The organism is Stenotrophomonas sp. STEN083 (assembly GCF_056759195.1).
The window spans coordinates 19,291-38,607 of record NZ_JBRRCU010000013.1 but is presented as its reverse complement, the minus strand read 5'-3'; the positions used below and the strand labels follow the sequence as shown (position 1 = coordinate 38,607).

Here is a 19,317-nt window from a genome sequence, read left to right as displayed (position 1 = left end):
AACCTGTATCGGGATCCCGCAGACCAGCACGGATCGTCGCGTCCGAGGTGCTAGCTGTCCGAGTTCGCTAGGCGAACTAGAGCTGAGCCCTCTCAATCTTGGGCCAATGTATTGTGGTACAAAGCTGAGATTGAAAATTTGTTCAGGCTCAGGGGATCATGTTCATTTCAAGCGTCAGAGTTATAAATTTTCGTTCGCTCGTCGATGTACATGTTGACTTCACGGTGTACACCGCGCTAGTGGGACTAAACGATGCAGGGAAAAGCAACGTACTGCGCGCGCTCAATCTATTCTTTAATCAGGAAACGGACGTCGAGGAATCGCTCGTTTTTGATAGAGATTTTTCGCAGAAAGCACGGGTGGGGAAAAACAAAGCTCGCGAAATAACTATCGAAGTTGAGCTGCAGCCGCCAACACATTATCGCGACCCCGAGCCGATCGTTTGGAGAAAGACCTATCGATCAAACAGCCAAGGAGCTCACCGCGACGAAATAACGCGCAAAGATGGGCAGGCCTTTTCACCGAACTCCCGTGTGAGCTATTGGGCCAAGAGCCTTGCCTTTGAGTATGTACCGGCTGTTCGTGGGAAACCATTTTTTAATATTCTAAAGCGAAGACTTCACACAGCACTTGCCGCCACAGTTGCTGGAAAATTGAAGGATGCGTCTGGTGCGTTTTTGGAAGGGCTGCGTGCAGAACTCTCCAAAATTGAACAAGAATCGATGCGATTACTTGATCTAAAGACAGAATTTTCCCTTCCGGAGGATTTAGGCGACCTCTTCGAGGCGCTAGACTTCAGTTCCGCTGACTCAGGCGTACTTACCGCTCTGCACAATCGAGGGGATGGGGTGCAGGGTAGGCACGTACCTTTGATCCTCAAATTTCTAGCCGAACAGCGAAAGAAGAACTCTGCCAAGGGGCGCCCCGCGTCCGAAACCATCTGGGGATTTGAAGAGCCCGAAAACAATCTTGAGTTGACGAAACAACTAGAAGTCGCCCGAGAGTTTGAGGTTTACTCCCAAGATGTGCAGATTATTGTAAGCACCCACTCTCCTGCATTTTATAAAACGGCAAAGGACAGCGAAGGAGGATCTATCCAGTTCGCCTCCCGGATAGATGGCCGCACAATACTGGACGCTGTGCCTCAAGCAGAATCGGTGGATGGCAGTCTCGGCTTGATGCCATTCGTTGAACCCTATCTTGAGAGGGCCGAAATTGAGCGGGGGAAAGTACTCGGCGCACTGGCCGAACTTCGCTCCTCGGGTTTGCTCTCCAAGGGGAACGCTGTCTTCGTCGAAGGGGCAACTGACGCAAGAATTTTGAAATCTGCATTTAGAACTCTAGACATCGAACTCAACGCTATCATCGAAGCTACACAAGGATTGGGGGGAGGAGCGAGCTGGGTTGCGGATCGTTGCATCGCCCGAGCATCCCTCTCGGACGTCAACGGCAAAACGATTGCTCTACTTGACGATGATCCCGCAGGAAAAGATGCCGCTGACCGCATCAAATATATCTGCGATGCACTTGGGCGGCCAGGGTCAGTGAAATGTATACATATTGCAAAGTCGAATGCAAATGATCATGTTCGAGCGATCAAGAAAAGCGGCATTTCTCTATCTTGGTCCATTGACGAACTATTTGATCCGAGTGATTGGAAAGTTGCGGAGTCGAAAGGTTGGCTGGAACCACGAACCGATGAGCTTTTAAAGTTCAATCACGGCCTTCTGGGAAGCGACCGATCGCTACAGCAAATCATCGAAGAACGTATAACCGACCCATCCCTACGCCTCATAGTCACCTATTCTGTCAAACCAGATCGGAAAGGAAAATTTGCGCGCGAAGGTGTAAGCATGATGGAAGCCTTGGGCTACGTGCCGCCCTCACTCGAAAAGCTAGTTCGCGAACTCAGCGCAGCATTTTCCCCTTAGGCAGTCTGACCGTTCGCGAGGCGAACCAACTCATCTACAGAAAAAAGCCCCCGCTTTCGCAGGGGGCTTAGTCATTCCTTGATACTTTGGAAGTGCGCTAACTTCCACCTATGAATTAATTTATTGCCTTACGCCGCCCGAGGGTGGATCTCATGGATCTCATCTGCTATTTCGCTAGCTGCTGTCTCCAGATCAAAGCCCGACTGCAGGTTCAGCCAGAGCTCGGCGGTGGTTCCGAAGTACCGCGCTAGACGCAGTGCAGTATCTGCCGTAACACCACGACGCCCAGCGATGATGTCAGAGACCCGGGCGGGGGTGACTTTGATCTCGTTGGCAAGTGCGCGAGCGGACATGCCGAGCGGAGCTAAAAACTCCTCAGCTAAGATCTCGCCCGGATGGACAGGGGGAAGTGTGGTAGCCATGTTGACATAGGCTTTTGCCATGAATTTTAGTCTCGCCGCAGATTGTGGCTGCGACGCCTCCTGACTGTGTGGGTTGTTAAATCTTGAACCAAACTTCACGAATCACATGAAGTCTTTACCTCTTAACTCGCGCCGGAGGGAAACCTCCGGCGCCTTCTACTTAATGGTAATCCGTGACTTCTACGTCGTATGCGTCGCCGTCTTTCCATTTGAAGCAGATACGATACTGATCGTTGATACGGATGCTGTACTGACCGTCTCGATCTCCTTTCAATGCCTCAAACCTATTTCCAGGAGGGCTAGTGAGATCCTTCAGGTCTGTCGCAGCGTTCAGCAGTGCCAGCTTTCGTTGAATCGGTCTCTCTACGTTCACCCAAGCTTTGACTCTGATGCCTTGGGAAATTTTTTCGGTGTCCTTGTTCGAAAACGTTTTGATCATAGGCACTCCTTGTTAGCGCAACCGTATCGTATACCGATACGCGATACAGTGCAAGCCAGTGAATGCTTTCCCTCCCGCGCAAGACTTCCACGACGACGCCGGCATTAGGTTCCTAGCCGCTTGGGCCCGACGGTGGCAGGCCCTGATCCTCGATCGATGTCGTGACACAACATTTGGTCAACTCGCAGCCGCTGGCCAACCTGGCCACTTCACCCCGGATCCATCTATCAGCGTGCCGGCGACGAAGCGGCGGCGGCACAAGCAGTAGTGAGCGGGTCTGGGCCGGGTCTTCCTGCCGCCCTTATAGAAATTTTTGGGGACGCCACCGGGAATAGGTAATAAAGGTAATCCCTGAGCCGATATCCAATTAAATGTATATTTTTCAATTACTTATGCATGCTTATCAAAGGTAATTAAATGGTAATCAGAAGGTAATCAGGTTACCTTTTTGGACGGTAATCTTCTGGCCGAATCCAACTCAATAAAATCAATAACTTACAGGCAGATTACCTCTTTGGTTACCTCTGATTACCGTCAAAGGTAACCACCACAAATCGCGCTATTTCAATGACTTAGGCCATTAAAAAGTGGCCTGATTACCAGTTACCGTCTTCCGATGGGTGTCCCCAGAAATCGCGCTTGGAGTGGACAGCATCCCTCGCGCCGCAGGAAGCGACCACGCGCGCAGGGATCCGCAGGGCCATTACGCCCCAAGCAATACCCGCGCGAGCCACCACGGACGCGGCTGGGCGGTACCTGCAGGCCTGCAGAATTTGGGGGGTATTTAGAGGCCAGGCGTGGCGGGGCGACGATTGCGTTTCTCGGGGGGTAGGCGGCCGAAACCGTACCGCTTGCCTCGATTTCGTATGGTTTCGCCACGCGCCCACGAAAAAGCCGCCCAGGTGGGCGGCTCTGTTCGGTCAGCTCTGGTGTTGGGCCTACACGGCGCGCAGGCGCTCGCGCGACACTTCGGCGTAGTGGTCCGTCATCTCGATGCCGGTCCAGCTGTAGCCTTCCTGCTGGGCCGCTACAAGGGTGGTTCCGGATCCAGCAAAGGGGTCAATGATCCGGCCCCCCGTCTCGCAGATCCGCACAAGCTGGCGCATCAGCGCCGTGGGCTTGCCGGTCATGTGGAGCTTGTCCGCCTTACGCACTGGCTCGCGGATCACCCCCGGCAGTACCGGGGCCTGACGCTTCAACGGCATGCCGCCCTTACTGCCCCAAACCACGTACTCCGCCTGATTGCGGAACCGCCCGAGCTGGGGCCGCACCCTCTCGGTCTTGTCCCAGACCGTGATACCCCGCCAGGTGAACCCCGCGCACTGCAGCGCATCCGTGGTGAGCGGCAGCTGCCGCCAATCGGTGAACAAACAGACCGGTGCGCCATCGCGGAGCAGTCGGTTGCACTCACTGAGCCAGAGCACCATCCACTGCAGATGGGAACGCTGGTCGCGCTCGTCGCCAACAAAATCGGCGTGCAATGCCCTGCCCCCGGTCTGCACGTATTTCTCGGATGGCGGCCGTTGTCTCGCGCCAGCGGTAAGGCCACCACTCGCATACGGCGGGTCAGTGATCAGTGCGTCGAACGATGCGCTCGGCAGGGTCGGCAACAACTTCAGGGCGTCGCCCTGCAACAACTGGTTTTTCATTGGTAGAGCCTTCTGTCAGTCGCTCGCGGCGATCTGTCGGGAGGCTCTTGGCCTTCATGTGATTCATCGTGCCGCACCTCCCAACCAACGTACTACAGCTCGGCCTGCGGCTCACAGGGGGCAGTCGTGGCTAATGGAGACCAGCAGCTACTGTTGCCGGCGAGTGTGATGGGCCACGTAGGATCCGGCTTCGGTCGGATCCTGGCCTTTGCAGACCTGCAGCGTATCGTTGCGCCTGCAGGACCAACGCCCAGATCCCGAACGGTAGTGCAATGGGCAAAGGCAAACCGGATCAGGTTTGGCCAGGACGGCCAGGGTGGCATTTGGACGACGGTGGACGCAGTAAATGCGGCAGTAGGCCCCTACTGCCACACATAGCCATGGAACAAGTGCGAGCGGAGAGTTTGATCTGATGAGCCGAGGAAGAAAGCGGGCATTCAACCCATCCAAACCCGCCCACATCGACCAGGACACACTACCGGCTGGCATCTACTGGGAGCGCGACAGATGGTTCGTGTATACACCACATCCGGGGGGGCGGTAGGCCGATCAAGGCGACGGTGGCGAATGACGCAGCTCGCCTATCGGAGCTGCATGCGATCATCGAAGCGCGGCGCACTGCCCACACTGCCGGCACACTAAGCCATCTGTTCAACCAGTTTCATAGATCCCTTGAATTTAAGGAACTGGAGCTACTGACCCAAAAGCACTACAGGGCATACGCCAAGGCCCTTGAAGAATACTTACTGAATGATGGATCCACCTTAGGCCTGCTGCAGGTGGCACGCGTGACAACGCCAATGGTGCAGCGCCTGGTTGAAACCTTCGCGGTTGGGCGCGCCGCAACGCATAGCCAGCCTGCGCTGCCGGCGACGCCATCTAAGGCCAACCACCTCTTTCGTTATCTTCGCCGAACGCTGGCGTGGGGGGTCCGACACGGTCACTGCAAAACCAATGCCGCTCTCGGTGTACGTCAGGCAAAGGAAGCCAAGCAGTTCAAAATGCCTTCGCGGGAGGCATTCGCCGCAGTTCTAGCATTTGCCCACGAGCGCGGCGCGTTCCCGCCCCACACAAAGGGGAGCTTCCCGTCTTACCTGGCCCCTGTGATGGTGTTGGCCTATAGCGTGCGGCTGCGCGGCGTTGAGGTGTGCACCCTCACTGACGCGCACCGGTTGGAGCAAGGGATACAGAGCAACCGGCGGAAAGGCTCACGCGATAACGTGACGCGCTGGGATACAGAAACCGAGCAAGCATGGACAGCGCTGGTCGAGCGCCGCCGCGAAATCTGGAATCGGCCCGGACGGAAGTTTCCCGAACCACTGCAACCTGCGAATCGCTTCCTCCTGGTGGAACAGACCGGCAACCCAATGAGCAAAGCGTCATTGGACAGCGCGTGGCAGCGCTTTATTAGAGAAGCGATCCGCGCCAAAGTCATCAGCGAAAAAGAAAGGTTCTCGCTGCATGGTTTGAAGCATCGCGGTATCACCGACACCGCCGGCAACCGGGGGGATAAGCAGGATGCGGCGGGACATGTAACACCCGAAATGACCCACCGCTACGATCACGACCTGCCGGTGGTAGACACGCCGAAACCGCGCTAATTTTTCCACCAATTTTTCCACGGCAAAGAAAAAGGCACTTGGGCGCAAGCCTAAGTGCCTGTTTTATTTGGTGGGCCCACCAGGATTCGAACCTGGAACCAAAGGATTATGAGTCCTCTGCTCTAACCGTTGAGCTATAGGCCCTGCAAAGATTTCAAGCTGACTTATGCAGAACCAGCGCAACCCCGGTGACCGGGCTTGCCTTAGCGAGTGTCCATCGCATCATGCATAGAGCGGCGTGAGTGTACCGTTCCGACAGGGCCCGTGTCTTCCATCCACCAGACATTTGGATGGTAATGAAGAGGGCGGGGCTCGCCAGAGCCAAGTAGGGACTGCCGTACAAGACCTGCAAGAACCGCTCTAACGCGCTACCGAAAGCACCGGGAAGCTGCGAAAGCTGCACATGGCCAGCCCCTGACAATTACAGGAAGGGCTCGCTGCTTTGATGGCATGCAGACGTCGCCATGCCAGATTCGTGGAAGGCCGCATCGCGCGATGACCGGCATTGGTCCATCACAAACAGACCCATCATGGTGTCTGCTTTATCTCATGGTGCACAGGCAACCAACCGTTGCGTGCAACAACGCACCGCTATTCCTGCGAGCGACGTTCGCAGCACCGTTGCGCTTCAACATTCCCTGCATCGCCACACAAGCTGCTTGACTACTTCAGCCTGATCTTCTGCAGCACAGTTCAGCCTGCAGGAACCAGACAGTTGGGTAATCGAAGGGAAAAAGCTACAGGCGAAGTGTCTTTTGATGCACATAAACAATGTTAACGCCGCATTAGGATCGAGCGCACACCACTCCCGCGCCACGCAGCGCGGCCTCGCTCGACAACCCTTTTCCGGGGAGTACATTTCTTGAAACGAAACTACTTGCATAAACTCCGCCACAAAACACTGAGCGTTGCTCTTGGCATGTGCTTCGTCGGCGCAGCCTGGGCCGACACTGGTGGTTTGCGTATCGTCATCAACGACGGCGGTGGCCAACCACTGGTAGGTGCCACCGTGAAGGTAAGCTCGCCTGACAGTCTGGTCTCCAAGTCCGGCGTTACCGATTCCGCTGGTCGCCTCCGCCTCAGCGGCCTTGATCCGGCGACCAACTACACCGTCAAGATCGAAGCGCCAGGCCACAATGACTTCACTGCCGTCAATGTCGCCGTGGTAAGTGGCAAAGAGTTGAACATTGGCTACAGGTTGAGCAAGGCTTCGGCGTCCTCGGCGGACGCCACCAACCTGGACACCGTTACGGTAACCGGCACCGCCCTCGCAGCGATCGACACCACCTCGGCGACGGTGAGTAGTGTGCTGACGCTGGAACAAGTGGAGTCACTGCCGACCGGCCGTAGCTACCAGAGCTACCTGCAGCTGGTACCTGGCGTGAAACCCAGCGCCACCGGCAATCCATCATCCAAGTCGGGGGTGAATTATTCGGATATCGGCGGCGCGACCGGCAGCTCCACCGACAATGTCTACATGCTGGATGGCGTGGACGTCACCGACCCTTCGTCCGGAACATTCGGCGCCAACTTCAACTCCGAAATCATCCAGGAACAGCAGGTCATTACTGGTGGCGTACCCGCAGAGTATGCGGGTGGTTCCGGGCTGATCGCCAAGGTAGTCACCAAATCCGGCTCCAACGACTGGCACGGCTCGCTGAACTACTACATGCAGAACGACAGCCTAGTCGCGGACAACAAGCACAACACATCCTCGGGCTTCTCGACCTACGATACCGCCTTCACCCTCGGCGGCCCGATCCTGCAGGACAAACTCTGGTTCTTCGCGTCCTACCAGAAGAAGAACCGCGAGACCGATGTCGTCAATGCGCAGACGGGCGAATTCATGCGCACGGTCAAGAACGATGCCGACTACAGCTTCTTCAAGGCCACTTGGCAGATCAGCGAACACGATCGCCTGACCGGTACTTTCTTCAACGATCCCACCGACATTACCGGCACCACCACTGCAAGCACCTTGAACAACCGCGACTATGCGCGCAAGCAGGGGGGCGACAATTACAAGCTGGAGTACAGCCACGACTGGGAGAATCTCAAGCTCACCGCCTATGGCTTCCGCCATGAAGGCGAGATATCCAATACAGCGGCCGATGCTTCGGCGACCAATACCATCGCCTTCCGTTCCTCAGCGCAGGCATCCTTGGAGCAACGCAACCTGGGCGGCCTGGGCTCGGACATCATTACCGAGCGCAACCGCGACGAATTTGGTGCCAGCGTCGAGTACTGGCTGGATACTGCCTACGGCTCGCACACCCTGAAGCTTGGTATTACCAGCACCAAGAACGAGTACTTCGAGAACAGCGTCTATACCGGCGACAAGGCGCTGTACACATCGATCGACAACCAGTACAGCGGACTGACGTTGGACGAGGCCGTCACCAACACGGCTGGCAACGCCTGGACCACGCGCCCGATCGTGGGCGCCGATTACGGGCGCATCATCGACAGCATCAACGCAAGCACCAACCGCGCCTATTTCATGGGTTTGCTTGATGGAAATGCCGACGGTGAAATATCCACCGCGGAACTTGGCGCCTACAAACTGGGCAGCACCGCCGGCAACCCTGGTGGTTACATCAACAACTACCGCATCACCGAGACCCAGACCGCGCCGTATACCGTCAGCTCCAAGGGCAAAACTGTCTACCTGCAGGACACCTGGACACTGAACCAGTGGAGCGTCAACGCCGGTGTGCGTGCCGAACAGTGGAAACACTATGACTCCAAAGGTGGTGAGTCCGCGAAGTTCGACTGGGAGTTCGCCCCGCGCCTGAGTGTCGTGTACGACCTGTCAGGTGATGGCCGCAGCAAGATCTGGGGCTTCTATGGCCGCTACTACGACCCGGTCCGCAACAACATCTCCGACTTTGCCGGCAACTTGACCGGTCCCAGCTATGCAGAGCAGGTATTCCTGGGTGACCAGTGGCTAACATTCCGTACACGCGGCGGTGAGAAAGAACCCGATGCACTGTTCGCGCCATCCACCAAGACGCCGTACACCGACGAAATGATGCTCGGCTTCTCCACCACCTTCAGTGACGACCTCAGCTTGACCATCACCGCTACCAGGCGAGTAACCAGGAATATTCTGGAGGACTACGATCTGGGGCTGTACTCCGATGCATCATTGGACCCAAACGATCCAGAAGGCAATGAAGGCAAGGCGGCTCCTGGCTCCTTCTACTACCTTCCGCTGTCATACTTCGGCTACAGCAGCGCCCCGAACTCGAACTACGTGATCGCCACGCTCGCCGGCGGCAAGCGCAAGTACATGGGCTACGAAGTCACGCTGCAGAAGTTCAAGAAGGACAACTGGCAGGGCTCGGTCTCGTACACCTTCAACGACGCCAAGGGCAACACCAACTCCGACAGCAACGCCGACTTCCAGGGCGACTGGATCGCTCTGGATCCGCGCGCACCCAACATCTATGGCCCACAGGCCGGCAACATCAAGCACCAGCTCAAGGGCTGGGCCTCCTACGCCTGGGACAACGGCCTGGAAGTCAGCGGCGTGTTCAACTGGAACAGCGGCACGCTCTACACGACCGCACAGCTCGCCAGCTCGCGCTATCTGCCGGTCATGGGTGATGGCTACGTCGACCGCGGCGTCTACGACACATGGGTATTGCCGGGCTCGGTGGGCGCACACGAAGGTCCGTCAAGCTACACCCTGGATGCGCGGGTCAAATACAACTGGAGCCTGCCGTACGGAAATCTCGAGTTCTTCCTGGATATCTTCAACATCCTCGACAAACAGTCGGCGACAGCCGCCGAGGGGTTGGTCTCCGGTGGCGCATATGGCTATGGCCAGCACTCGGCATGGAACGAACCACGTCGCTTCTACCTTGGAGCGCGCTACTCCTTCTGATCCAGCAACAGGGCCTGCATATCCACACTGTTGGTTTGTGGGATATCGCTTCAACAAACAAAGCGGCCTGACGGCCGCTTTGTTTTTCCCGGCCTGTCGTCACCCCCAAGCTGCTTCATCGAGCCCGACCGCCACTGCTGCACGCATGGCCCGGCCCCTTCAGTCGCAGCTGCATGAGCCGCGAAGCCGACGTTGCCGACACCCTTGGTAGCTGTGCCATCTGCGGATGTGCCTGCTTCGCGGCCCACGCCGCTCCTGCAGCCACCAGTCCTGCGCACCCTCGCAACGCAGCCCGGGTACGCAGCGCTTACCCAGGCGATGGCCGCTCATGCTGCAGGCGAACATGAAAAAACCCCGCCGAAGCGGGGTTTTTCGTTGCCATCCAGCGATATCGATTACTCGATGTCGAGGAAGCTGCGCAGCTGCTCCGAACGGCTCGGGTGACGCAACTTGCGCAGCGCCTTGGCCTCGATCTGACGGATACGCTCGCGGGTCACGTCGAACTGCTTGCCCACTTCTTCCAGCGTGTGATCGGTGTTCATGTCGATGCCGAAGCGCATGCGCAGCACCTTGGCTTCCCTCGGGGTGAGGCCAGCCAGCACGTCACGCACGGTTTCCGACAAGTTGATGTTGGTGGTGTTCTCGATCGGGGACTCCACGTTGGTGTCCTCGATGAAGTCGCCCAGATGCGAATCCTCGTCGTCGCCGATCGGGGTTTCCATCGAGATCGGCTCCTTGGCGATCTTCATCACCTTGCGGATCTTGTCTTCCGGCATGTCCATTTCCTTGGCAAGCTCCTCCGGCGTAGCCTCGCGGCCGTACTGCTGGAGCATCTGGCGGGAAATGCGGTTCAACTTGTTGATCGTCTCGATCATGTGCACCGGAATACGAATGGTGCGGGCCTGGTCGGCGATCGAGCGGGTGATCGCCTGGCGGATCCACCAGGTGGCATAGGTCGAGAACTTGTAACCGCGACGGTATTCGAACTTGTCGACGGCCTTCATCAGGCCGATGTTGCCCTCCTGGATCAGATCCAGGAACTGCAGGCCGCGGTTGGTGTACTTCTTGGCAATGGAGATGACCAGGCGCAGGTTGGCCTCGACCATTTCCTTCTTGGCCTTGCGCGCCTTGGCTTCGCCGTAGGCCATGACGCGGCTGATTTCCTTCAGCTCGTCCAGGCTCAGCTGGGTGTTCTTTTCCAGGTCGATGGTGGCCTGCTGCTCGGACACGATCTGGTCCTTGACGTCACGCAGGGCCGACGACCACTTCTGCTTACGCTTGATCGCGTCTTCCACCCACTCCAGATTCGTCTGGTTGCCTTCCCACGAGCGGATGAAATCCTTACGCGGCATACGAGCGGTGATGGTGGCCAGGTGCAGCACACGGCGCTCCTGCGACTTGACCTGGGCCATGGTGTCGCGCAGCAGGCGTACCAGCACGTCGGTCAGCGGCAGCGGCAGCTTCAAGGTCACGAAGGTGGCCGAGATTTCTTCGCGCAGCTTGGCCTGGGCCTTGGTGTCACCCTTGGCGTGTGCCTTCTTGAACTTGGCAAGATCGCTGGCCAGCTGCTCCATGCGGGCAGCCACTTCCACCGGATCCGGACCGGTTGGGCCGGCTTCTTCCTCGACGTCGTCGCCGTCGTCTTCTTCGTCGCCATCGGCATCAGCGTCATCGCTGGTGTCTTCGGCAACGGCCGGAGCCGGCGCTTCCTCGACCAGGTCGTTGAAGCCGACGATCACTTCGGCCAGGCGCTTCTTGCCTTCCTTGTGCAGTTCGTAATCGGCCAGCACCGACTCAACGGCCAGCGGGAAGGTGCCCAGTGCAGCCTGCACCTGGCCCAGGCCTTCTTCGATGCGCTTGGCGATGGCGATTTCGCCTTCGCGGGTCAGCAGCTCGACCGTACCCATTTCGCGCATGTACATGCGCACCGGGTCGGTGGTGCGGCCACCTTCGGTGTCGAGTGCGGTAAGTGCAGCAGCAGCTTCTTCAGCGGCGGTATCATCGACTTCACGGTTGCCGGTGTTGCCGTCGCTGAGCATCAGCGTGTCGGCGTCGGGGGCAACTTCGTGGACATCGATGCCCATGCCGGTGATCAGGCCGATGATGTCTTCGATCTGCTCCGGATCGACCATGTCGTCGGGCAGATGATCGTTAACTTCGGCGTAGGTCAGGTAGCCCTGTTCCAGGCCCTTGCTGATCAGAAGCTTGATGTCGTTTTGCTGGGCAGGACGTTCGTTGGCCATGTAATGCTCGCGCCACCGGCGATTGTGAAGATGGGAACCTAGCATTATACCAGCGCAGCATAGCGCTTGCCGGGGCGGTGGGTTCGCGGCGCGCTACGGTCTGAGCAGAAAGGTTACGGGCCCATCGTTGATCAGGCTGACAACCATATGGGCACCAAAGCGGCCAATTTCCACCCCTGAGGCGTGCTTTTCACGGCAGATAGCCACCAAACGGTTGAAAAGCCGTTCAGCCTCGGCCGGCGGCGCGGCACTGGTGAAGCTCGGGCGCATGCCTGAACGGGTATCGGCGGCGAGGGTGAACTGGCTGACCAGCAGCAGTCCGCCACCGGTATCGTGCAGGGAGCGGTTCATCTTGCCGGCATCATCGGCGAAAACCCGGTAACCGAGCAGTCTGTCCGCCATCCGCGACAGCATCGCCTCGTCGTCGCCCGGTTCCACCCCCACCAAGGCAAGCAGGCCCGGGCCGATCTGCCCGACCACGGCGTCGTCGACGGTGACCGAGGCCTGGGTGACACGTTGGATCAGGCAAAGCATTGGCAGCTCCTGCTGTGGGGCCGGGCACCATAGCACCGGGCGCCAGCGGCTAAACTTGGGGGAATGAAACCGCAATCCACCGCCAAGCTCTATTACCGCCTCGCCTGCGCCCTGACCCACCTGCCCTGGTCCTGGCAGCGGACCCTGGCCGACACGGTGGCCTGGCTGTGGCGCAGCATCAATGCCCGCGAGAGCCGGGTCACCCGCCGCAATCTGGAATTGACCTACCCGGAGCTGGACCCCGCCCAGCGCGCGCGCCTGCACCGCGAGGTGCTGCGTACTACCGCCCGCCAGGCACTGGAAACCCTGTACCTGTGGACCCACGACCCTGCGCAGAACCTGTCCCGGCACCTGCGCGAACGCCACGGACAGGACCTGTATGACGCTGCGCTGGCGTCGGGCAAGGGGGTGATCGTGATTGCACCGCACTACGGCAACTGGGAGCTGTTGAACCAGTGGCTGGCCTCGCGCGGGCCGATCGCCATCGTCTATGCACCGCCGGAGAACCCGGTCGGCGATGAATTCCTGCAGCTGTGCCGCGGCGGCGACAACGTGCGCCAGGTGCGTGCTGAAGGCCCAGCGGTGCGGCAGCTGTTCAAGGTGCTCAAGGAAGGCGGCGCCACCGGCATCCTGCCCGACCAGCAACCCAAGAACGGTGACGGCGTATTCGTCCCGTTCTTCGGCATGCAGGCGCTGACCATGACCCTGGTCAACCGCCTGGCCGAGCGCACCGGCGCCACCCTCCTGTACGGCTGGTGCGAGCGCACCGGCCCCAACTTGGACTTCGCCCTGCACATCGAACCGGCCGAAGCCCAGATCGCCGACCCGGATCTGCAACTTGCGGCAGCTACCCTCAATGCCGGCATCGAACGCATCGCCCGCCGCGATCCAGCCCAGTACCAGTGGACCTACAAGCGCTACACGCTGCGGCCACCCGGTAGCGGCGAGCACGACCCTTACGCCACTGCCCGTCACCCGCACTGAACCTGCTGCTGCAACACTGCGTCACCCGTGCCGCTCGATTGATTCGACAGCCAACGGCCCCCATAAGGTTTCAAATGAACAACCCCGCTTCCGCCAGCCCGTCCTACTTCGGCCAGACTGCCGCCATCCGCTGCGAACGTGCCGCCGCCGAACTCCGTGCTGGCCGCCCGGTAGTGATCAGCGATGGCCAGCAGCGCCTGGCCAGCATTGCCCTGGACAGCAGCTCGCCGGAAGGCTACGCCGCCTTTGCCGAGGCCGCGCAAGGTCGCCATTACCTGTTCCTGAGCGCAGCGCGCGCGCAGACGCTGGGCATCAACGCTGCCAACGGCATCCATCTGCCATTGGCTGATCGCGAGTTTGCCGAACTGCCTGCACTGGCCTATCTGCGCGATGCAATCGCGCCGACCGATGCACAAGCCAATGGCAATGCACTGGACGCAGCGACGGTGGAAGTGGCGCGGCTGGGCTTGCTGTTGCCGGCCATGATCTCGGTGGAGCTGGATGCAGCAGGCAGCCCGTTTGATGACTGCCTGCAGCTGGACACCACTGCCCTGTACGAAGGTGCTGGCCAGGCCGGCCAGGACTACGAACTGGTGACACGCTCGCCGGTTCCTCTGCGGGACGTCGGCATGAGCGAGTTCGCCGTGTTCCGTGGCGGCGTGGCGCAGCGCGACCAGGTTGCGGTGATCGTCGGCAATCCGGACATGAGCGGCATCGTGCCAGTGCGCGTGCATTCGTCCTGTCTCACCGGTGACCTGTTCGGCTCGCTCAAATGCGATTGCGGCGACCAGTTGCGACGCGGCCTGCGCACGCTCAAAGAACTGGGCGGCGGCATCCTGTTGTACCTGGACCAGGAAGGCCGAGGCACCGGCATCGCCGCCAAGATGCGTGCCTACGGCTACCAGCACGAAGGGCTGGACACCATCGACGCCGATGCACAGCTGGGCTTCGGTGCCGACGAGCGCCGCTATGGCAGCGCCGTGGCCATGCTGCGCGCGCTGGGCGTGCAGCGCATCCAACTGCTGACCAATAACCCGACCAAGGTGCAGCATCTGCGCAAGGCCGGCATCGAAGTGGTTGGCTGCGTACCGGTCACCGGCGAGATCACCCACGAGAACGAGCAATACCTGCGCACCAAGGCCGCACGCGCCGGCCACCATCTGGATGTGGATGCGCTGATCATGGCGGCGCAGTAAGCGCCCTGCTTTTTGTTGCGCTTGTGGGAGCGGTGTAAGCCGCGAAGCCACTGCAACATCCGGCGCCAGCGTTGGTGCCCAACCTTGAAATATCGAATACAGGCTTTCCAGCGGCCCGCCACCTCGCCAGCTTCGCGGCTTACGCCGCTCCTACAACAGCCATCGGTGGCCCACCTACCGCTGTACGGCCCCGCCGTTATATCGTCTGCGCATGACTGAACCTCCTGCCTTCGATACGCCGCTGCCGGACGACATCCAGTGGCAACCGCTACCACCGCGCGGCGCGCTGTTCGCCGCCACCGGCTCGGCACTGAGCATGGCCCTGCTGTTTGGCGCCGCCTGCGTGGTGCTGATGTTGGCTACCGATCAATCCAACTGGCTGCTGGGCCCACCGGCCGCCGCCGTGGTCGGTGCCCTGTTGGGCGCCTGGTTCGGCTGGCGCCGCCATCGGCTCACCTTCTGGCGACTGGACGCGCAATCGCTGGGTGTACGCCGTGGCCATATGTGGCAGAGCGAAAGCCACGTGCCGGTATCGCGCGTGCAGCACCTGGACCTGCGCCGCGGTCCGCTGGAGCGCATGGCTGGCCTGGCCACCCTGATCGTGCATACCGCCGGCACCCGCATGAACACCGTCGCCGTGGCTGGACTGGCACATGCCGACGCCGAACGCCTGCGTGATCGCCTGGCGCGGCAGCTCGACCACGACGACGCGTTGTGAGCGAACTCCCGCCACCTCTGCCCAGCGACGAGCAGCGACTGCATCCGTGGTCGTGGCTGTTCGCCCTGCAGCAGCAGGTGCAGCAGTTCCTGCTACCGCTGGTTGCCTTGCTGGTGTTCGGCAGCCGCCGCGATGACGACCTGCCCTACCACCACTGGATCAGTGGCGCGATCGTGGTGGCGCTGGTCGCCAGCGCGGTGCTGCAATACCTGAGTTACCGCTACCGCATCGGCAACGATGCGCTGAGCATCCGCAGCGGCATCTTCGAGCGCACCCGTCGCGAGATTCCGTTCGCGCGCATCCACAATGTGGTGGTGCACCAGAACCTGTTGCACCGCATGTTCGGCGTGGCCGAGCTGCGACTGGAATCGGCTGGCGGCGACAAGCCCGAAGCGGAAATGCGCGTGCTCAAGCTGACACAGGCGCTGGAGCTGGAGCGGCTGATCCGCCAAGGCGGCAGCGAAGCAGCACCAAGCGGCGACCAAGCTGACGCTCCCACCGATGGTGTATTGCTGAGCCTGCCGCTGTCCGAACTGGTGCGGCAGGGGCTTATTTCCAACCGCGCAATGGTTGTTGTGGCGGCGGCAATCGGTGCGGCCTACCAACTGTTCCCGCGCCGGACCACCTCCGATTTCATCGAAGAACAGGGCCGCCACGCCTTCGGCTATGCCAGCCAGCTGCAGCTGGGAGCGCTGACCATGGTCGCTACCGGCCTGTTGCTGCTCGCGTTCGCGCTGGTCCTGATGCGGCTGCTGTCGATAGGTCTGGCAATCGTGCAGTACTACGGTTTCCGCCTGAGCGAGGCCGACCGTCGCCTCACCGTCGAACGCGGTCTGTTCACCCGTGTGCGCAGCAGCGTGGCGCGCCGTCGCATCCAGGCCTGGACCTTGCGCGAAGGCGCATTGCATCGGTTATTCAAGCGCCGCCAGCTACGCGTGGACATCGCCAGTGGCGGCCAGCAGCAGGAACAGGACGGGCGCGCGCTGAAGGAACTGGCACCGCTGGCAACGCCTGCTGCCTGCGATGGCCTGTTGCAGCACCTGCTGCCGCAGCTGCAGTGGCCGCCCGCCCAATGGCTGCCGGTAAGCACCCGCGGCTGGTGGCGGTTGTGCCTGCCTGCGCTGCTGTTGATGAGCCTGCTGTCTGCACTGCTGGTATACGAAACCGGCAGTGCATGGGGTCTGCTGCCACTGCTCTGGCTGCCATGGTCCGCACTGAAGGCGCATCGCCAGGTAAGCCGCATCGGCTACAACATCGACGCGCAGCGGGTGGCCATCCGTGGTGGCTGGTGGAACCGCTGGTGGCGGGTCGCCGAGCTGGACAAGCTGCAGGCGTTGCGACTGGATCGTTCACCGTTGGACCGGCAATTCGGCACCGCTACGCTGACGCTGGATACCGCTGGCGCAGGCGGTGCACCGGCCTTGCAGCTGCGCTTTCTGGAAGAAGCCCAAGCACGTGCTTTGATGGCGCAGCTTGAGCGGGAGATGGTGCGGCGCAAGCTGCGCTGGTGAGGCTCCCCCTCTTCCACCCCTTCGGGGCACCCTCTCCCGCAAGGGGAGAGGGGAGAAGCTGAAATCGCAGGCAATGCGTCAACTTGCGACGACTTTATCCCTCTCCCCATGCGGGAGAAGGTGCCCCAAAGGGGCGGGAGAGGGGAAAGCCTCGCGCGACTAAACCCGCGCAGGGCCCCAATAGCCAATCCGCTTGCGCAACTTGATCTTGCGCCACCAGTTGCGCGGCTTGGGTTTGCGGTTGCGCCCGCCCTTGGCGATGAAATCATCAATCGCCTGCAGGATGCGCTCACTGGACTGGCCATCGCGGTAGGGATGCAGCTGGTCGGCAAACTGGCGCACCGCGGCCATCAGTTCCGGCGGCCGCGACAGCGCGGTGCGGATGGCGCCTTCAAACTGAGCCGGGTCGTCGATATCCAGCAGCTGCGGGCCCGGCCGGCGGTTCTTGAAGGTCACCACCGGCTTGTAGGTCAGCAGGAATTCGTTGAGTGCCGAGGAGGTGTCCGAGCACATCATGTCCACCTGCGGGAACAGGTCCAGAATGTTGTCGTCATCAGCAAAACGCAGGTAGGGGCCTTCCAGCGCGCGGTACTTGGCGGTGATTTCCGGGTCCATCTTCGGATGGAAGGTGACGATCCAGCGCCATTCACCAGTCTGCGACAGGCGCTTGATCTCGTCGTACAGAATGCTGGCGGCACTCCAGGACGGTGAGAAAGTCGAGTGATACAGGATCACCGGCGGTTCGCGCACCGGATCGGGCTCGTCCTTGAGCTGGCTCATGAACGGGTCGATCTTCGGGAAGCCAGTTTCCACCACCGAAAAATGTCCGGTCTTTTGTGCCAATTCCGAGAACGCAGCGGTATCGCGCGGGCCGGTGGTGCAATACAGGTCGAAGAAGCCGCGGATATAGATGTGGCGCGGCTTGCCCGCGTCAAAGCCGTGGAAGGTCTCGACCTTCACCCCGGGGAAGAAGTGCGGCACCGCGTTGGAGGAGGTGATCACCGCGCAGGGGTTCCATGCGCGCACCTGCTCAACGGTCAGCAGGGTTTCGTCAGCGGTCAGGTCTTCCGCGCCCGGGCCATCGAAAAACCAGGCCGCCACATCACCACGCGCGCGGATCGCCGCCTGCAGCGGGCGGAGGATGGCCAGCGCATAGCGCTCGGACCCGTACAGCAGATAGTGGCGTGGCACGGTGGGGAACTCCTGAATATCCCGGATATGCCGAAATTATCGCATCGCCAGTGGAAGCCGTCGCTGCTAGGCTTTGGCCCGATCCCCCGTGCCAGACGTCGCATGCCCAGCCCAAGCACCACCCTGCCCACCCAGCGCCCGCGCCTGTCGGCGTGCATCATCGCCTTCAACGAAGCCGATCGTATTGGCGACTGCCTGGCCTCGCTGGCGTTCTGCGACGAGATCGTGGTGGTGGACTCCTTCTCCAGCGACGCCACCGTCGCCGTGGCCGAAGCTGCCGGTGCCCGCGTGGTGCAACGTGCTTTCAGTGGATTCCGCAGCCAGAAGGCGTTCTGTGTGGAACAGGCCAGCAATGACTGGGTGCTGTGCCTGGACGCCGATGAACGGGTCAACCCGGAGCTGCGCGCCGCCATCGAAGCCGAACGTGACGCCGGCTTCCGCCGCGCCGTCGGCTACCGCTTCGCGCGCTGCTCGGAATACTTCGGCCGTTTCCTGCGCCATGGCACCGCCTATCCGGACCGGGTGCTGCGCTTGTTCGACCGCCGCCATGGCGGCTGGCGCGGCGACCGCGAGATCCACGAAGCGGTCTCGCTGGACGGCCCGTCGGCCCTGCTCAAGGGCGACCTGCTGCACCATCCCTACCGCAGCTTCCTGCAACTGCTGGACAAGAAGCAGAAGTACGCGCGGATGATGGCCGAGCATGAGTTCGGCAAGGGCAAGCGTGCCAGCCTGGGCAAGCTGATCATCGCCCCAACCTGGCGCTTCATCCGCAGCTACGTGGTCAAGCGCGGCTTCCTGGATGGCTGGCCGGGCCTGATAGAGGCCTTCGTCAGCGCCAATTACGTGCGCCAGAAGACCATCATGTTGTGGTTGCTGCAGAACGGGCAGCCGCTGGTGGTCCCGCCAGCCGATAGCAGCAACAAATAGCGCTGCAGAAACGCGCCAACAGTTCCTGAACCCTCGCCAGCAGTTGTCGTGCGTACAGCACTGCGTTCGTTGAAGATGCAGG

The 19,317-nt window shown here is 60.4% G+C and carries 14 protein-coding genes, 1 tRNA gene and 1 pseudogene; 8 read left to right on the top strand and 8 right to left on the bottom strand.

Annotated elements, in window-relative coordinates; translation table 11 throughout:
• The first annotated feature begins 158 nt into the window (after positions 1 to 158).
• The gene (locus tag ACVOK8_RS06370; RefSeq protein WP_481566091.1) at positions 159 to 1,931 is read left to right on the top strand and encodes an ATP-dependent nuclease; all 1,773 of its coding nucleotides are present in this window, start codon (positions 159 to 161) and stop codon (positions 1,929 to 1,931) included.
• A gap of 128 nt (positions 1,932 to 2,059) precedes the next feature.
• Here the strand turns inward: ACVOK8_RS06370 and ACVOK8_RS06365 are convergent, their stop codons facing one another.
• From ACVOK8_RS06365 to ACVOK8_RS06350, 4 genes are all read right to left on the bottom strand, one after another.
• A complete protein-coding gene (locus ACVOK8_RS06365; RefSeq protein WP_481566090.1) occupies positions 2,060 to 2,374 on the bottom strand; it encodes a HigA family addiction module antitoxin in 315 nt (104 codons plus the stop codon).
• A 139-nt stretch (positions 2,375 to 2,513) separates the two neighbouring features.
• Positions 2,514 to 2,792 (bottom strand): type II toxin-antitoxin system RelE/ParE family toxin, encoded by a 279-nt coding sequence (locus tag ACVOK8_RS06360; protein WP_481566089.1) that lies wholly within the window; start codon positions 2,790 to 2,792, stop codon positions 2,514 to 2,516.
• 938 nt (positions 2,793 to 3,730) lie between these two features.
• Complete coding sequence (locus ACVOK8_RS06355; RefSeq protein WP_481566088.1) at positions 3,731 to 4,441, bottom strand: DNA-methyltransferase; 711 nt, start codon at positions 4,439 to 4,441, stop codon at positions 3,731 to 3,733.
• Positions 4,359 to 4,556, bottom strand: coding sequence for a Com family DNA-binding transcriptional regulator (locus tag ACVOK8_RS06350; protein WP_481566087.1), 198 nt, complete (start codon positions 4,554 to 4,556; stop codon positions 4,359 to 4,361). Before ACVOK8_RS06350 ends, ACVOK8_RS06355 begins: the two co-directional genes overlap by 83 nt.
• A 297-nt stretch (positions 4,557 to 4,853) precedes the next feature.
• Between ACVOK8_RS06350 and ACVOK8_RS06345 the strand changes: the two are divergent.
• A pseudogene (locus tag ACVOK8_RS06345) lies at positions 4,854 to 6,042 on the top strand (site-specific integrase).
• Positions 6,043 to 6,110: 68 nt separating this feature from the next.
• Here ACVOK8_RS06345 and ACVOK8_RS06340 read toward each other — a convergent pair.
• A tRNA-Ile gene (locus ACVOK8_RS06340) sits at positions 6,111 to 6,186 on the bottom strand.
• A 733-nt stretch (positions 6,187 to 6,919) separates the two neighbouring features.
• Between ACVOK8_RS06340 and ACVOK8_RS06335 the strand changes: the two genes are divergently transcribed.
• Entirely contained in the window at positions 6,920 to 9,931 is a 3,012-nt protein-coding gene (locus ACVOK8_RS06335; RefSeq protein ID WP_481566086.1) for a TonB-dependent receptor, read from the top strand.
• 395 nt (positions 9,932 to 10,326) lie between these two features.
• Here the strand turns inward: ACVOK8_RS06335 and rpoD are convergent, their stop codons facing one another.
• Positions 10,327 to 12,174 (bottom strand): RNA polymerase sigma factor RpoD, encoded by a 1,848-nt coding sequence (rpoD, locus tag ACVOK8_RS06330; protein ID WP_481515831.1) that lies wholly within the window; start codon positions 12,172 to 12,174, stop codon positions 10,327 to 10,329.
• Positions 12,175 to 12,267: 93 nt separating this feature from the next.
• Positions 12,268 to 12,708, bottom strand: a complete 441-nt coding sequence (gene dtd, locus ACVOK8_RS06325; RefSeq protein ID WP_481566085.1) for a D-aminoacyl-tRNA deacylase — start codon at positions 12,706 to 12,708, stop codon at positions 12,268 to 12,270.
• A 63-nt stretch (positions 12,709 to 12,771) separates the two neighbouring features.
• On the opposite strand from dtd, the gene ACVOK8_RS06320 reads away from it, so the two are divergent.
• From ACVOK8_RS06320 to ACVOK8_RS06305, 4 genes are all read left to right on the top strand, one after another.
• Entirely contained in the window at positions 12,772 to 13,692 is a 921-nt protein-coding gene (locus ACVOK8_RS06320; protein ID WP_481566084.1) for a lauroyl acyltransferase, read from the top strand.
• 74 nt (positions 13,693 to 13,766) lie between these two features.
• Positions 13,767 to 14,888: a GTP cyclohydrolase II RibA gene (gene ribA, locus ACVOK8_RS06315; RefSeq protein WP_481566083.1), complete on the top strand. Its 1,122-nt coding sequence runs from the start codon at positions 13,767 to 13,769 to the stop codon at positions 14,886 to 14,888.
• A gap of 211 nt (positions 14,889 to 15,099) precedes the next feature.
• A complete protein-coding gene (locus ACVOK8_RS06310; RefSeq protein WP_481566082.1) occupies positions 15,100 to 15,606 on the top strand; it encodes a PH domain-containing protein in 507 nt (168 codons plus the stop codon).
• Positions 15,603 to 17,117, top strand: a complete 1,515-nt coding sequence (locus ACVOK8_RS06305; protein ID WP_481566081.1) for a PH domain-containing protein — start codon at positions 15,603 to 15,605, stop codon at positions 17,115 to 17,117. Before ACVOK8_RS06310 ends, ACVOK8_RS06305 begins: the two co-directional genes overlap by 4 nt.
• A gap of 159 nt (positions 17,118 to 17,276) precedes the next feature.
• On the opposite strand, the gene ACVOK8_RS06300 is transcribed toward ACVOK8_RS06305, so the two are convergent.
• Positions 17,277 to 18,308 carry a CDP-glycerol glycerophosphotransferase family protein gene (locus ACVOK8_RS06300; RefSeq protein ID WP_481566080.1) on the bottom strand — a complete coding sequence of 344 codons (1,032 nt, stop codon included), beginning with the start codon at positions 18,306 to 18,308 and terminating at the stop codon, positions 17,277 to 17,279.
• Between the two features lie 102 nt (positions 18,309 to 18,410).
• On the opposite strand from ACVOK8_RS06300, the gene ACVOK8_RS06295 reads away from it, so the two are divergent.
• Positions 18,411 to 19,235 (top strand): glycosyltransferase family 2 protein, encoded by an 825-nt coding sequence (locus ACVOK8_RS06295; RefSeq protein WP_481566079.1) that lies wholly within the window; start codon positions 18,411 to 18,413, stop codon positions 19,233 to 19,235.
• The last annotated feature ends 82 nt before the right edge of the window (positions 19,236 to 19,317 follow it).